This is a genomic window from Methylobacterium oryzae (genome assembly GCF_036441375.1).
GTDB classification, from domain to species: Bacteria; Pseudomonadota; Alphaproteobacteria; order Rhizobiales; family Beijerinckiaceae; genus Methylobacterium; species Methylobacterium oryzae_A.
This window is the reverse complement of sequence record NZ_MLCA01000016.1, coordinates 210,645-225,945: the sequence shown is the minus strand read 5'-3', so window position 1 is coordinate 225,945 and position 15,301 is coordinate 210,645. Positions and strand designations below refer to the sequence as shown.

At 71.4% G+C, this 15,301-nt stretch carries 13 protein-coding genes and 1 pseudogene; 10 read left to right on the top strand and 4 right to left on the bottom strand.

Going from position 1 to position 15,301, the window contains the following annotated elements; genetic code table 11:
* Positions 1-7: 7 nt before the first annotated feature.
* From MOTC310_RS30230 to MOTC310_RS30215, 4 genes are all read right to left on the bottom strand, one after another.
* A complete protein-coding gene (locus tag MOTC310_RS30230) occupies positions 8-385 on the bottom strand; it encodes a DUF1203 domain-containing protein (RefSeq protein WP_331304434.1) in 378 nt (125 codons plus the stop codon).
* A 218-nt stretch (positions 386-603) separates the two neighbouring features.
* On the bottom strand, positions 604-1,659 hold the full coding sequence (locus tag MOTC310_RS30225) for an adenylate/guanylate cyclase domain-containing protein (RefSeq protein WP_331304433.1): 1,056 nt from the start codon (positions 1,657-1,659) through the stop codon (positions 604-606).
* Positions 1,660-1,692: 33 nt separating this feature from the next.
* The gene (locus tag MOTC310_RS30220) at positions 1,693-2,052 is read right to left on the bottom strand and encodes a response regulator (protein WP_273562083.1); all 360 of its coding nucleotides are present in this window, start codon (positions 2,050-2,052) and stop codon (positions 1,693-1,695) included.
* 49 nt (positions 2,053-2,101) lie between these two features.
* On the bottom strand, positions 2,102-5,026 hold the full coding sequence (locus MOTC310_RS30215; protein WP_331304432.1) for a response regulator: 2,925 nt from the start codon (positions 5,024-5,026) through the stop codon (positions 2,102-2,104).
* A gap of 287 nt (positions 5,027-5,313) precedes the next feature.
* Here MOTC310_RS30215 and MOTC310_RS30210 point away from each other — a divergent pair, with 287 nt between their 5' ends.
* The 10 genes and pseudogenes from MOTC310_RS30210 to MOTC310_RS30165 all read left to right on the top strand — a co-directional run.
* Positions 5,314-5,526, top strand: coding sequence for a hypothetical protein (locus MOTC310_RS30210; RefSeq protein ID WP_331304431.1), 213 nt, complete (start codon positions 5,314-5,316; stop codon positions 5,524-5,526).
* Positions 5,527-5,884: 358 nt separating this feature from the next.
* Entirely contained in the window at positions 5,885-6,025 is a 141-nt protein-coding gene (locus tag MOTC310_RS30205; RefSeq protein WP_331304430.1) for a hypothetical protein, read from the top strand.
* 480 nt (positions 6,026-6,505) lie between these two features.
* Positions 6,506-6,595, top strand: a complete 90-nt coding sequence (locus tag MOTC310_RS30200; protein WP_020091582.1) for a K(+)-transporting ATPase subunit F — start codon at positions 6,506-6,508, stop codon at positions 6,593-6,595.
* Positions 6,596-6,617: 22 nt separating this feature from the next.
* Positions 6,618-8,333: a potassium-transporting ATPase subunit KdpA gene (kdpA, locus tag MOTC310_RS30195; RefSeq protein ID WP_331304429.1), complete on the top strand. Its 1,716-nt coding sequence runs from the start codon at positions 6,618-6,620 to the stop codon at positions 8,331-8,333.
* A gap of 1 nt (position 8,334) precedes the next feature.
* Positions 8,335-8,529, top strand: coding sequence for a hypothetical protein (locus MOTC310_RS30190; RefSeq protein ID WP_331304428.1), 195 nt, complete (start codon positions 8,335-8,337; stop codon positions 8,527-8,529).
* 101 nt (positions 8,530-8,630) lie between these two features.
* Complete coding sequence (kdpB, locus tag MOTC310_RS30185; protein WP_331304427.1) at positions 8,631-10,721, top strand: potassium-transporting ATPase subunit KdpB; 2,091 nt, start codon at positions 8,631-8,633, stop codon at positions 10,719-10,721.
* 22 nt (positions 10,722-10,743) lie between these two features.
* Complete coding sequence (locus MOTC310_RS30180) at positions 10,744-11,349, top strand: K(+)-transporting ATPase subunit C (RefSeq protein ID WP_331304425.1); 606 nt, start codon at positions 10,744-10,746, stop codon at positions 11,347-11,349.
* A gap of 21 nt (positions 11,350-11,370) precedes the next feature.
* Complete coding sequence (locus MOTC310_RS30175; RefSeq protein ID WP_331304424.1) at positions 11,371-14,088, top strand: sensor histidine kinase KdpD; 2,718 nt, start codon at positions 11,371-11,373, stop codon at positions 14,086-14,088.
* Positions 14,085-14,813, top strand: coding sequence for a response regulator (locus tag MOTC310_RS30170; RefSeq protein WP_091924434.1), 729 nt, complete (start codon positions 14,085-14,087; stop codon positions 14,811-14,813). Before MOTC310_RS30175 ends, MOTC310_RS30170 begins: the two co-directional genes overlap by 4 nt.
* A 45-nt stretch (positions 14,814-14,858) precedes the next feature.
* Positions 14,859-15,203 (top strand): annotated as a pseudogene (locus MOTC310_RS30165) (PTS sugar transporter subunit IIA); the annotation flags it as partial.
* Positions 15,204-15,301 lie beyond the last annotated feature (98 nt).

The window sequence follows — 15,301 nt, the reverse complement described above, 5'->3', positions numbered from 1 at the left end:
ACCGCACTCAGTCGGTCACGCGCTCCACCCGGGAGAGCAGGCAGCCGGGCCGGGCCGTGTGGATGTTGACGAAGCGCGTGCGCGGATCGCCCAGGGCGCGGCGGAGCGGGACCTCGACCTCGCTCCCGGAACAGACATGTCCGAGATCGTAGAGGCATTGATGGTCCGCGTCGTAGGCTCGGACCGACACGAGCGGGTTCGCGCGGACGATCGGCGCGAGCGTGTCGACCGTTTCGGCGCGCGGGCAGTCTGTCTCGTGAAGGAAGATCGGGCTCGGAGTCCAGTAGATGCCCCGCGGCTCCGGCAGGTCGTAGGATCCGAGCAGCATGGTCTCGCCGGGCTGGCCGAGCTGCAGACAATGTCTGCACGGAAAGCTGGCGCTCATCGTCACGCCGACCCGCCGGATCGGATTGCCGCGGTCGTCCTGGCCTGACGTGCGGAAGCGTTTGGCAACCTCCGTCGCGATCGGAACGCATCGGAATCGGGTCATGTCGGCACCTCTCGGACGTGCCGTAGGCGGCGCGCGGGGGCGCCGCATCCCGCTTCTTGCTGTGCAATCCGGAATGGTCCGCGGCGGCCGCGTCGCGGCCCGCGCGAGGCATGTCAGGGCCGGGCTGCGTCGCCCGGCGCGAGGGGGTGGCAATACACGTCGACCGCGCCCTTTCCCTTGAGCGTCACCGCGCCGATCGGCCGGACGTCGCGTCGGTCCGGCAGGCGCTCGAAGGCCGCGCGCGACAGGTGCAGCGCGCATCCGTCTCCGAGGCCCGAGAGCCGCGCGGCAACGTTCACGGTGTCGCCCCACAGGTCGAAGGTGAACTTCGTCCGGCCGACGATGCCGCCGACCACCGGCCCGATGTGGATGCCGCCGCGGATCCGCCAGCCCGGCTGTCCTTCCGCCGCAATCGCCACCATGTCGGCGGCGCACCGGATGGCGGCGGAGACCGGGTCATCGTGGGGCCGCAGCAGGTTGGCCGTGGCCATGAAGGCGTCGCCGATCGTCTTGATGTTCTCGAGGCCCCGCGCCTGAGCGACGACCTCGAAGGCTTCGGCCAAGCGCTGGATCTCGGCGACGACGACGTCCGGGCTCTGGTCGTGGCACCACGTGGTGAATCCGACGAGGTCGACGAACAGGACCGCGACGTCGCCGAAGAGGCGCGGCCTGACCTGCCCGGTCTCCATCAGCTCAGCCACCGCCGAGACCGGCAGGATGGCGTGGAGGAGTTCGTCGGCGCGCTTGCGCTCGCGCTCGATGGCCCGCAGATGCGCGACCTCGCGGTCGTGCGCCCGCTTCCGCTCCAGGCAGGACCGGATGCGCGCCTCCAGGATCACGGGCTCGAAGGGCTTCGGCAGGTAGTCGAAGGCGCCGAGCTCGATGCACCGGACGATGCTGCCGATCTCCATCAGGGCGGAGATCATGACGACCGGCGTGTGGCGCCACGCCTCGTGGGCCTTCATCCGCTCGAGCACGGCGTAGCCGTCCAGGGCCGGCATCATCACGTCGAGGAGGACGAGGTCGAACGGCTCCTCGCTCAGCCGATCGAGGGCCGCCCGCCCGTTCGCCGCCCGCACGCTGGCGTGGCCGAGGAGCTCCAGCTCCTGCTCCAGCAGGTCGAGGTTGAAGGGCTCGTCGTCGACGATGAGGATGCGGGCTGGCTCCACGGGTCCTCCCTTCCTGGCGTGAGACGGCCGCGCTCAGCCGAGCCAGTGCTGCAGCTTGGCGAAGAGCAGGTCCTCGTCGACGGGCTTAGTCATGAAGTCGTCGCAGCCGGCGGCCCGCGCGCGGTCCTCGTCGCCGGTCATCGCGTTGGCGGTGATCGCCATCACCGGAATGGCGGCGGTGGTCGCGTTGGCCTTGATGCGGCGCGTCGCCTCCCAGCCGTCGACGAGCGGCAGCGACAGGTCCATGAGGATGAGGTCGGGCCGTTGGGCGATCGCCATGTCGACCCCGGCGGCCCCGTCGACGGCGATCAGGATCTCGTACTCGTCCTCCAGCAGCTGGGTCAGCAGATCGCGGTTGAGCGCGACGTCCTCGACGATGAGTATCCGCTTCATGGGCGGATCCCGGACGAGGCGGGCCGCCGCGGGCAAGTCGTCTCAGGACTCATCGGTCACCGTCGGCGGTCTCGGTCTCCAGGACCGGCAGCACGCGGCGGACCTCCCGGACCAGGGCGGCGCGGTCGAGCCCGCCCTTGTCGATCAGCCCGAGCACGCGCTCCCGCAGCATGCCGCGCTCGGCCGAATCCAGCGACGCGGCGGTCAGGACCACGACCGGGATGGACCGGGCGGCGGGATCCGCCTGCAGGGCGTCCAGGAAGGCCAGGCCGTCCATCCGCGGCATGAGCAGGTCGAGGAGGATGACGCTCGGCCGGGCCTGCGCGATGCGCTCCAGGCCGGCCGCGCCGTCCGCCACCCAGTCGACGGTGCAGCGCTCCGAGTCGAGCAGCTGGCGCACGAGATCGGGCACGTTCGGATCGTCGTCGATCACGAGGACGCGCTCGTTGTCGGGGGCGATCCGCGCGAGGGCGCCGATCAGGGCCTCCCGCTCGAACGGCTTCACGATGTAGTCGGTCGCGCCGAGCCGGAAGCCGAGCTCCTTCTGGTCGACGATCGAGATCAGCACCACCGGGATGTCCCGCGTCAGCGGATCGGTCTTGAGCGCGTGCAGCACCTGCCAGCCGTCGGTGCCGGGCATCATGATGTCGAGCGTGATCGCCCGCGGCTGCAGCTCCCGGGCCTTCGCCAGCCCTTCCTGGCCGCTCGCCGCGCCGACGACCGTGTAGCCGGCATCGGCGAGATTCTCCTTGAGCAGGTAGACCACGTTGGGATCGTCGTCGATCGCCAACACGACCTTGGCACCCGACCGCGGCGCGGTGACGGCGGCGGGCGCCGGCTTCGGGGGCGGCGCCTCGGCGCCGCCTGCGATCCGCGGCGGGATGGTGAGGGTGAAGGTCGAGCCTTCGCCCTCGCGGCTCTCGACGTCGATCCGGCCGCCGAGCAGACGGGCGAGGCGGTGGCTGATCGCCAGGCCGAGCCCGGTGCCGCTGTGGGACCGCGTCGCGCTGTTGTCGACCTGATGGAACTCCTCGAAGATCGCGTTCAGAGCACCGGCCGGGATCCCGATCCCGGTGTCCATCACGGCGAACTCCACACCCGCGTCGACGGTGCGGACGCGGAGCGTGACCGATCCGGCCTCGGTGAACTTGATGGCGTTGCTGAGCAGGTTGATCAGGATCTGCCGCAGCTTCTCCTCGTCCGTGCGGAGCGCCGCGGGCGGGTCCCGGACGTCCCGGACGAGGCGCACGCCCTCGTTCTTGACGAGCGGCTCCACCGTGCGGAGGCACAGGTCGAGGACCGGCTCCAGGGTGAAGTCGGAAGGCTTCACCTCCATGCGCCCCGCCTCGACCTTGGCGAGGTCGAGGATGCTGTTGATCAGCGAGAGCAGGTGCTCGGAACTCGCCAGGATCTTCTCGAGATTCTCGAACTGCTTGACCGGCAGGACATCCTTCGCCCGCCGCATCACGAGCCGGGTGAAGCCGATGATCGCGTTCAGCGGCGTCCGCAACTCGTGGCTCATGTTGGCGAGGAAGCTGCTCTTGGCCCGGCTCGCCTCCTCGGCCGCCTCTTTCGCCTGGCGCAGCGTCTCCTCGGCCTGCTTGCGCTCGATCACGCGGCCGAGCTGCGCGCCGATGTTGCTCATCACACGGAGCAGCGAGGCGTCCGGCGGAGAGGCCTCCCGGGCGAAGAATTCCAGCGCCGCGACGACCTCGCGCCCGACCGTGACCGGAAAGGCGAACCCCGCCCGGATGCCGTCCTCCGTTGCCGCCGGCGCGCGCAAGTCGGCGGCGAGCGACGGGTCGCCGACGCTCCATTCCGGCGCGCCCGAGACGAGGACGCGGCCGGCGAGGCCCGACCCCGCGCCAAGCCGCACGCTGGCCGTCGCGGACTGGAATCGGGCGACATCCGCGCCGGCGTCGCAGTGCCAGATGCCGGTCGGGATCAGCGCCCGCGTCCCGTCACGGGCCAGGATATGGGCGTGACCGACGGGCCAGCCGGCGTGCTGCGCGACGCGCTCGAGGCAGAAACGCAGGGCGTCCTCGACCGTCGGCGCCTCGTTGGCGGCCGCGGCGGCGGCCTGGAGCAGCTCGACGAAGGCGGTCTGCTTCTGCAGCGCCAGCTCGGCCTCCTTGCGCTCGGTGATGTCGCTCCACGACTCGACCACCTCGACGGGCTGTCCGCCCGGATCCCGCAGGAGGCGCTGCTCGTCCCGGACCCAGCGATAGGTGCCGTTCGCGTGCAGGAACCGGTACTCGATGACGTTGTGCCCGTCCGCGAGCAGGCGCGGGAATTCCGCGAGCACACGGTCCCGATCGTCGGGATGGAGTCGCTCCAGCCAGAATTCCGGGCCCGCCAAGTAATCGCCCGGCTCGTAGCCCAGGAGATCGCGCACGTTCTCGCTGATGAAGGTCGGCGCGTTCCGGCCGCCCACCTCGAAGCTGCAGATCATCGACGGGGACGCGGTCAGCAGGTAGGTCAGCCGCCCCTGAGTCGCCTGGAGCACCTGCTCGGCGCGCTTGATCTCGGTCACGTCGGTGTAGACGGCCACGACGCCGCCGTCGTTGGTCTTGCGCTCGTTGACCTGGACCCAGCGCCCGTCGACGCGCTGCTGGAGAAGCGGCCCGCTCGGCGCCCGATAGCGGGCGAGCCGCTCCGTGAGCCAGGCCTCGACGGTCATCCCGTCCGGGCGGACGACGCAGGTCTCACCGACGGCGCGCGCGATGACCTCGAAGGTCACGCCCGGCGCGATGATCGCCGACAGGCCGGGATGGAAATCTTGGAAGTGCCCGTTGCACAGGACGAGCCGGTCGTCCGGATCGAACAGCGCGAAGCCCTCGGAGCTGCTCTCGATCGCCTCGACGAGCTTCTGCTTGGCGACCCCGGCATCGTCCAGTCGCCCGGCACCGCGCCCCGGGGCGGCGTCGGCGGCGCGACCTGTCTCGTCGGGTGATCCGGTCGGCGTGTGGGACATACCTCGAACCACTCCGACACCGATGCGCCAGGGCGTGACGCCTGCCCTGCGAGGTCTGATCTGTGCGATGCCCGAAGGCACGCAATTCATTATTCGGCACCGTTACATGCTCTATTTTGCGGATCAAGCTGTATGGGAACTGCTGTCCCGCGCTAGTCTCGGTTCCGCCGTCCATCGCCGGTCTGTCGGTCCGCCGCTGCCATTCCCGTCCGGAACGCATCGGTGCCATGTCTCGGGACGCCGTCGCGGCACGTTGAGAAGGTGTATCTTCCGTGAAAACGGAGGAAATGATGGCCTACAAAATCACTTTTCGCCGCGGGAAGCGCGAGAGCTTCACCAAGCTGTGGCCGTGCGATCTCGAGGCGGCGACGGCCTACGCGCTCGCGCAGCTCCCCGTGCAGCAGCGCGAGAACGGGGCGACGTCGGTCAGCGTGGTCTGCGAACGGACCGGCGAGGTCGTGTTCAACTCGGCCGAGCAGCCCGAAGTCGCGACCGTCTGAGGCCGAGCCCGGCCCGCCGCGGCCGGGCCCGAAAGCAGGCGTCCAGCGCGTCGCACGGCCCGAGGGGCCGGCCACGGGCGGGACGCTCTTCGAGGGGTCGTGTGATGCCGTCGGATCCGACTCGAGTGCCCGAACCCGTCCCGCCATCGCCGGGCCCCGACGACCCGGAGTTCGGCTCGTACAGCTCGCCACCCTGCTTCCTGCACGAGCTCGACCCGAGCTTCCTGGGCCTGGCGGGCGCGCCGGCCCCCGGTCCTGATGACATCCCTATGCCGGACGCCCCGCACGCGTCTTGGTCCCTCACGGCCGATCAGGCCGTGGTCGCGCCACCGGGCACCAGCCCGGATGGAGCTTCCGCATGCGAATCGTCCGCCACATCCTCGTCGAGTGCAGGGCCGACCACGTCTTCGCGCTGATGGTCGTCGAGCTCGGCGGCTGGTCCGCCGTGTCCCTCGCGCTGCTCGCGCTGAACGTCTTCGAACCCCTGCAGATCCCGTGAGCGTCGGAGCCTCGCCCGCGGATCGTGGCGCCACGCCGTCGATGGCCGGCACCGCGCCATCTCCCTGCGCCGTCGAGCCGCTGGCGGGGCGCTGCGGCGTCTGCGGCCTCGGCTACGGCGGGGTCCTCGGCCGCGACGCCGGCGTGCTCCGGCTGGATCGCGCCCGATGGCGCGCCCTCTGCCCGGGCGCGGCGTGGCTGACCGTTCCGGCTTCCTGCGCGGGCCTCCGGGCCAGCTTCGGCGCACGCGCCCGATCCTAACGCGGCCCTTATAAGTTCCGGCCCCCTCCTCGCTCGAACCCTAACGCGGTTCCCGGCGACACTGTCCCTCGGCCAAGGCCGGTCGCGGAGCCTCCGCGTCCGGTCCGCCGAACCGGACCTGACCACCATGCTCGACATCCTCTTCCTCGCGGGAGGGCTCGCCTTCTTCGCCGCGGCGGCCGGCTACGCGGCCGCCTGCGATCGGCTCTGAGAGGCCGCCATGACCCTCGACCTCGCCCTCGGCGCCTGCGTGACCGCCGGCCTCCTCGTCTACCTCACCTACGCCCTCGTCCGCCCCGAGCGGTTCTGAGCGGCGCGCAGGATCTTCCCCCATGACCCTCAACGGCTGGATCCAGATCGCGCTCTACTGCGCGATCGTTCTGGCGCTCGTGAAGCCCCTCGGGTCCTACATGACCCGCGTCTTCACCGGCGAGCGCACCCTCCTCTCGCCCGTGCTCGGACCGATCGAGCGCGGGCTCTACCGCGTGTCCGGCATCGATGACCGCCAGGAGCAGCACTGGCTCGCCTACACGGGCGCGGTCATCCTGTTCCACGTGCTCGGCTTCGCGGTGCTCTACGCAATCCTGCGGCTGCAGGCGGTGCTGCCGCTGAACCCGGCCGATCAGGCCGCGGTGGCGCCGGACCTCGCGTTCAACACGTCGAACAGCTTCATCACCAACACCAACTGGCAGTCCTACGGCGGCGAGACCACGCTGTCGTACCTGGCCCAGATGCTGGGCCTGACGCACCAGAACTTCCTGTCGGCGGCCACCGGCATCGCGGTGGCGGTGGCGCTGATCCGCGGGTTCGCCCGCGCGTCGTCCGGCACGATCGGCTCGTTCTGGGTCGATGTGACCCGCGCCACCCTCTACGTGCTCCTGCCGATCTGCGTGCCCTACACGCTGTTCCTCGTCTGGCAGGGCATGCCGCAGACGCTCGGCGCCTACGCCGACGCCACGACGCTGGAGGGCGCCCACCAGACCATCGCGCTCGGACCGGTGGCGAGCCAGGTGGCGATCAAGATGCTCGGCACCAACGGCGGCGGCTTCTTCAACGCCAACGCCGCGCACCCGTTCGAGAATCCGACCGCCCTGTCGAACCTCGTTCAGATGGTCTCGATCTTCGCGATCGGCGGCGCCCTCACCAACGTCTTCGGCCGCATGGTCGGCGACGAACGGCAGGGCTGGGCGATCCTCGGCGCCATGGGGATCCTGTTCCTCGCGGGCGTCCTCGTCACCTACTGGGCCGAGGCCCACGGCAGTTCGGTGCTCAACAGCTTCGGGCTGACCGGCGGCAACATGGAGGGCAAGGAGACCCGCTTCGGCATCGCCGCCTCGGCGCTGTTCGCGGTGATCACCACGGCGGCCTCCTGCGGGGCGGTCAACGCCATGCACGACTCGTTCACGGCGCTCGGCGGCCTGATCCCGCTGCTCAACATGCAGCTCGGCGAGATCATCATCGGCGGCGTCGGCGCCGGCCTCTACGGCATGCTGATCTTCGTGATCGTGGCGATCTTCGTGGCGGGCCTGATGGTCGGCCGCACCCCCGAATACCTCGGCAAGAAGATCGAGGCAAAGGAGGTGAAGATGGCCATGCTCGGCATCCTCTGCCTGCCGCTGATGATGCTGGGCTTCACGGCGCTCGCGACGGTGGTGCCGGCGGGCCTCGCCGGCCCGGCCAATGCCGGCCCGCACGGGTTCTCGGAGATCCTCTACGCCTACACGTCGGCGGCGGCCAACAACGGCTCGGCCTTCGGCGGGCTGACGGCCAACACGCTGTTCTACAACAGCACGCTCGCCATCGGGATGCTGGTCGGCCGGTTCTTCGTGAAGATCCCGGTGCTGGCGATCGCGGGCTCGCTCGCCGCCAAGAAGACGGTCCCGGCCTCGGCGGGCACGTTCCCGACCCATGGCGGCCTGTTCGTCGGCCTCCTCGTCGGCGTGATCCTGATCATCGGTGGCCTGACCTTCTTCCCCTCGCTGGCGCTGGGCCCCGTGGTCGAGCACCTCGCGGGCGCGGCCGGCCAGACCTTCACGACGGGGGGCTGAGATGCCGCGCGCCCTCCCCGCCCGGCGCGTCGCGCGCCACCACCTCGTGCTGCACCGTCGGCCGTATCGCCCCGGCCGTGCCGGAACCCAGACCCTCCGGACGTCGGACCTCGTGCTGGCGCTCCTCGGCGTCGTCCTGCTCGGCGGCTTCGCCCTGCTGGCCGCCCACTCGCTGACCCTCGGCGCCTGGGGCTGAGCCTTCGCGACCGTCATCGCGAGCGCGGCGAGGCCCTGGATCGCTTCGCTCCGCTCGCGAGGACGGCAGCCTCACTTCCATCTCTCCTCCGGACATTCCCCATGTCTCGTCAGACGTCATCCCTGTTCAGCGCCGCCCTGGTCGGGCCGGCGCTCATCGGCTCCGTCAGGAAGCTCGATCCCCGTGCCATGATCCGCAACCCGGTCATGTTCGTGGTCGAGGTCGTGGCTCTCCTCACCACCGTGCTGTTCGCCCGCGACCTCGTCACCGGCGGCAGCGACCTCGCCTTCTCCGGCCAGATCATCCTCTGGCTGTGGTTCACCCTGATCTTCGCCAACTTCGCCGAGGCCCTCGCCGAGGGTCGGGGCAAGGCCCAGGCCGACAGCCTGCGGCGGACCCGCACCGAGATGACCGCGAAGCGCCTCAAGGGACCGGGCCGCGCCTACGAGACGGTGCCGGGCACCGCCCTCAAGGTCGGCGACGTCGTCCTGGTCGAGGCCGGCGATCTCATCCCCTCCGACGGCGAGGTGATCGAGGGCGTGGCCTCCGTGAACGAGGCCGCCATCACGGGCGAGTCCGCCCCGGTAATCCGCGAATCCGGCGGCGACCGCTCGGCGGTGACCGGCGGCACGCAGGTTCTCTCGGACCAGATCAAGGTCCGCATCACGGCCGCGGCCGGCTCGACCTTCGTCGACCGGATGATCGCGCTGGTGGAGGGCGCCTCGCGGCAGAAGACGCCGAACGAGATCGCCCTGAACATTCTCCTCGCCGGGCTCACCCTCGTGTTCGTCTTCGCGGTGGCCTCGATCCCGAGCTTCGCGAGCTACGCGGGCGGCGCGATTCCGGTGATCGTCCTCGTCGCCCTGTTCGTGACCCTGATCCCCACGACGATCGGCGCGCTGCTCTCGGCGATCGGCATCGCCGGCATGGACCGGCTGGTCCGCTTCAACGTGCTCGCCATGTCGGGCCGCGCCGTCGAGGCGGCGGGCGACGTCGACACCCTGCTCCTCGACAAGACCGGCACGATCACGCTCGGCAACCGGCAGGCCACCGAGTTCCGCCCGGTCTCCGGCGTGAGCGCGCAGGAACTCGCCGATGCGGCGCAGCTCGCCTCGCTGGCGGACGAGACGCCGGAAGGCCGCTCCATCGTGGTCCTGGCCAAGGAGACGTACGGCATCCGCGCCCGCGACATGGCCGCGCTCAACGCCACCTTCGTGCCGTTCACCGCGCAGTCGCGCATGTCGGGCGTCGACCTGGAGAGCGCCGCGATCCGCAAGGGCGCGGTCGACGCGGTGATCGCGTCCCTGTCCGGTCAGCCGGTGGCGAGCCGGGGCTCCAGCGCCGCGCTGGCCTTCCAGCCGGCTCCGGAGACGGGCGCCGTCAGGGAGACCCGCGCCATCGCGGAGGAGATCGCCAAGGCCGGCGGCACGCCGCTCGCCGTGGCCCGGGACGGTCGCCTGCTCGGCGTCGTCTACCTGAAGGACATCGTGAAGGGCGGCATCCGCGAGCGCTTCGCCGAGCTGCGCCAGATGGGCATCCGCACGGTGATGATCACCGGCGACAACCCGATGACCGCGGCGGCGATCGCGGCCGAGGCCGGTGTCGACGACTTCCTCGCCCAGGCCACCCCGGAGGACAAGCTCGCCCTGATCCGCAAGGAGCAGGCGGACGGCAAGCTCGTGGCCATGTGCGGCGACGGCACCAACGACGCCCCCGCCCTCGCCCAGGCCGATGTCGGCGTCGCGATGAACACCGGCACGGTGGCGGCCCGCGAGGCCGGCAACATGGTCGATCTCGACAGCGACCCGACAAAGCTCATCGAGATCGTCGGCATCGGCAAGCAGCTGCTGATGACCCGCGGGGCGCTGACAACCTTCTCGATCGCCAACGACGTGGCGAAGTACTTCGCCATCATCCCGGCGATGTTCCTCGGCCTCTACCCGCAGCTCCAGGCGCTCAACATCATGGGCCTCGCCTCGCCGCAGAGCGCGATCCTGTCGGCGATCATCTTCAACGCGCTGATCATCGTGGCGCTGATCCCCCTCGCCCTGCGCGGCGTCACCTACCGGGCCGTCGGCGCGGCCGCGCTTCTGCGCCGCAACCTCCTGATCTACGGCCTCGGGGGCGTCCTCGTGCCCTTCGTGGGCATCAAGGCCATCGACCTCGCCGTCAGCGCCCTCCACCTCGTCTGAACCGGTCCCTCGGAGACCCGCCATGCTGAAACAGCTTCGCCCCGCCCTGGTCCTGCTCACCGCCCTGACGGCGATCACCGGCCTCGCCTACCCCCTCGCGATGACCGGCCTCGCCGGCGCGATCTTCCCCGCCAAGGCCGCTGGCAGCCTGATCGCGCGCGACGGAAGGGTCATCGGCTCCCGCCTGATCGGCCAGAACTTCACGGGTACCGGCTACTTCCACGGCCGACCCTCGGCGACGACGGCGCCCGACCCCGCCGACGCCGCGAAGACGGTGCCGGCGCCCTACAACGCGGCCAATTCCTCGGGCTCGAATCTGGGTCCGACCAGCGCGGCCCTGGCCGAGCGGGTGAAGGCCGACGTCGACGCGCTGAAGGCCGAGAATCCGGGCGCGGCGGTCCCGGTCGACCTCGTGACGACCAGCGGGTCCGGCCTCGACCCGGACATCTCGCCGGAAGCCGCCTACTTCCAGGTTCCCCGCGTCGCCAAGGCCCGCAACATTCCGCAGGACAAGCTGCGGGATCTCGTGGCCGCCCGCATCGAGGGCCGCACTCTCGGCATACTGGGCGAGCCGCGGGTCAACGTCCTGGCGCTCAACCTCGCGGTCGACGACCTCACCCGTCGCTGAACGGCGCTAAGTAGAGGGATCATGCCAGAGACCGGCCGCGACCCGACCCGCCCCTCACCCGACGCCCTGCTCGAGGCGGCGCGACGGGAGGAGCGGACGCGCGGCCGGCTCAAGGTGTTCCTCGGGGCCGCCCCGGGCGTCGGCAAGACCTACGAGATGCTGACCATCGGCCGCGCGCGGCTGAAGGCCGGGACCGACGTCGTGGTCGCTGTCGTCGAGACCCACGGCCGCGCCGAGACCGAGGCCCTGCTCGACGGCTTCGAGACGATCCCCCGCCGGTCGGTGCCGTATCACGGCGCCGACCTCCACGAGATGGACCTCGACGCCCTGCTGGCCCGCCGGCCGGCCCTGGCGCTGGTCGACGAGCTCGCCCACACCAACGCACCGGGCTCGCGCCACCCGAAACGCTACCAGGACGTCGAGGAACTCCTCGATGCCGGCATCGACGTCCTGACCACGCTCAACATCCAGCACGTCGAGAGCCTCAACGACGTCGTCGCGTCGATCACCCGGATCCGGGTGCGCGAGACGGTGCCGGACGGCGTCCTCGACCGCGCCGACGACATCGAGGTGGTGGACCTCAACCCCGACGACCTGATCCAGCGCCTGAAGGACGGCAAGGTCTACGTCCCGACCCACGCCGAGCGCGCGCTCAAGCACTACTTCTCCCGCGGCAACCTGACGGCGCTGCGCGAGCTGGCGCTCCGGCGCACCGCCGACCGGGTCGACGACGAGCTGCTCGGCCACATGCGGGCCAACGCCATCGCCGGACCCTGGGCGGCGGGCGAGCGCGTGCTGGTCTGCGTGAACGAGGATCCCCGCTCCGCCGGCCTCGTGCGCCACGCCAAGCGCCTCGCCGACCGCCTGCACGCGCCCTGGACGGCGCTCTCCATCGAGGGCGCGCGAGCGGCGGCCCTGAGCGAGACCGAGCGCGATCGGATCGCCGAGGCTCTGCGGCTCGCCGACCGCCTCGGCGGCGACGCCGTCACCCTGCCGGGCGGGCGCCGGATCGCCGACGACGTGCTCGACTACGCGCGCTCGGCCAACGTGAACCACATCGTCGTCGGCAAGGCGAACCGCTCGTGGCTGTTCGAGCTGGTCAACGGCTCCGTGGTCTACGACCTCGTGCGGCGCAGCGGGGCCATCAGCGTGCACGTGGTCCCCGGCGAGGCCGTCCCCGACGACACGCAGCCGCGCCGCGCCGTGGCGGTGACCGCGCCGCGACCGGGATTCGACGCGCGACCCTACGCGATCGCGCTGGCGGCGATCGCCGCGGGGCTCGGCGCGGCCATCGTCGCGGAGCCCTACGCGGGCGTCGAGAACGCCGACCTGTTCCTGCTGACAGCCGTCGTGGCGGTGGCGGTGCGCTGGGGACTCGGGCCGGCGCTCGCCTCGGTCGTGGCGGCCTCACTCGCCTACAACTTCTTCTTCCTGCCGCCGGTCTACACGCTCACCATCGCCGACCCGACAAATGTCGCGGCCTTCCTGCTGTTCACCCTGGTGGCCGTCCTCGTCTCGAACCTCGCCTCCCGCGCCCGCCGCGTGGCGGTGGTCAGCCAGGGCCGGGCTCGGGCGACCGAGCGGCTGTTCGGCTTCTCGCGGAAGCTCGCCGCCTGCGGCACCCTCGACGACGTCCTATGGGCCACCTGCGCCCAGGTCGCCGCGATGCTGAAGGTGCGCGTCGTCCTCCTGCTGCCCGACGGCCAGGCCGTCACGGTGCGGGCGGGCTACCCGCCCGAGGACATGCTGGACGAGGCCGATCTCGCGGCCGCGCAGTGGGCCTTCGACAACGATCGGCCCGCGGGCCGGGGCGCCGACACGCTGCCGGGCGCCAAGCGCCTGTTCCTGCCGATGCGGACCGGGCGCGGGACGATCGGGGTGATCGGCCTCGATTCCGACGGCACCGGGCCGATCCTGTCGCCTGAGGGCCGCCGCCTCCTCGACGCCCTGGCCGACATGGGCGCCCTCGCCATCGAGCGGGTCCGGCTCGTGGAGGATCTCGACCGGGCCGAGCGCGCGGCCGAGACCGACCGCCTGCGCCAGGCGCTGCTCACCTCGATCAGCCACGACCTGCGCACGCCGCTCGCCTCGGTCCTGGGCGCGGCCAGCACGCTGCGCGACCTCGAGGCGGCGCTGCCCGCGGACGCCAAGGCGGAGTTGCTGGCCACGATCATCGAGGAATCGGAGCGGCTCAACCGCTTCATCGCCAACCTCCTCGACATGACCCGGCTGGAGGCCGGCGCGGTGGCGCCGAACCTCTCCGCGCAGGACGTGGCCGAGACGGTCGACACCGCCCTGCGCCGCACCCAGAAGATCCTCGCCGAACACCGCGTCGCCGTGGAGGTCGAGGCCGACCTGCCGCCGCTGGCGCTCGACCCGGTCCTGTTCGAGCAGGTCCTGGTCAACCTCCTCGACAACGCCGCCAAGTACGCGCCCGAGGGCTCGACCGTGACGGTCCGGGCGCGCCGCGCGGACGACCGGGTCCGGATCGCCGTGCTGGACGAGGGCGACGGCCTGCCCGAGGCGGCTGTCGAGCGGGTCTTCGACAAGTTCTACCGTGTCCGGAAGGGCGACCGGGTCCGGGCCGGCACGGGGCTGGGCCTCGCCATCTCCCGGGGCTTCGTCGAGGCGATGGGCGGCAATGTCACGGCCGAGAACCGTCGCGACCGCTCGGGCGCCTGCTTCACCGTCAGCCTGCCGATTCCGGCCCGGAACGCGCCCAGGGACATCGCCGCATGAGCCCCACGATCCTGGTCGTCGACGACGAGCCGCCGATCCGCAAGCTCCTGCGCATGGGCCTGGCCACCCAGGGCTACGCCATCCTGGAGGCGCCCGATGCCCGGACCGCCCTGGCGCTGCTCGGCCGGGAGGGCGTCGATCTCGTGATCCTCGATCTCGGCCTGCCCGACATGCGCGGCCACGACCTGCTGCGGTCGGTTCGATCGAGCCATCCCGACCTCCCGGTCGTCGTGCTTTCGAGCCGCGACGACGAGAGCGGCAAGGTCGAGGCGCTCGATCTCGGCGCCAACGACTACGTGACCAAGCCGTTCGGCATGGCGGAGCTGCTGGCGCGCCTGCGCGCCGCCATGCGCCACCAGCTCGCCGCGCGGGGCGAGCGGCCGATCTTCCGCGTCGACACCCTGTCCGTCGATCTGGTCCGCCGGATCGTGAAGGTCGACGAGGCCGAGGTGAAGCTGACGCCGCGCGAGTACGATTTCCTGCGCGTCCTGGTCCTGCACGCCGGCAAGGTGCTCACCCACGCGCAGCTGATGCGCTCGGTGCCGTCCTCGTCCGACCCGCAATACCTGCGCGTCTACGTGCGCCAGCTCCGCCAGAAGCTGGAGGCGGACCCCGAGCGGCCGCGGATCTTGCTCACCGAGACCGGCGTCGGCTACCGCCTGCGCGCGCCCGACGACGAGCCGGCCCCGCCGCACCGCGGCGCCGGCGGCGCGACCGCCCACTGACCTCGAGGACGACCCGATGTGTCCCAGCGCCCGCGATCCCGCGCGATGAGTGTGGACCGGATCCTCGCGCCCTCCGACGCGCTCGTCGGCCTGCGCGCCGCCGGCAAGGGCGCGCTGCTCGAGGATCTGGCGCGCCGCGCCGCCGGCGCCCTCGGCCTAACCCCGGAGGCGATCCTCCCCGCGCTGATCCGGCGCGAATCCCTGGGCTCGACCGGGATCGGCGACGGCATCGCCCTGCCGCACGCGCGGCTCGAGGGCATCGCGCGCCCCTACGGGATCCTGGCCCGGCTCCGCGACCCGATCGATTTCGACGCGGTCGACGATCGGCCGGTGGACCTCGTCGTCCTGCTGCTGCTCCCGGCCGTCGCCGAGGGCCAGACTCTGAACGCGCTGGCCTGCGTGGCGCGGCGCCTGCGCGACCCCGGGGCCGCCGCGGCGATGCGCGCCGCNGATGCGCGCCGCGCGGGACGCGGCGGCGCTCCACGCGG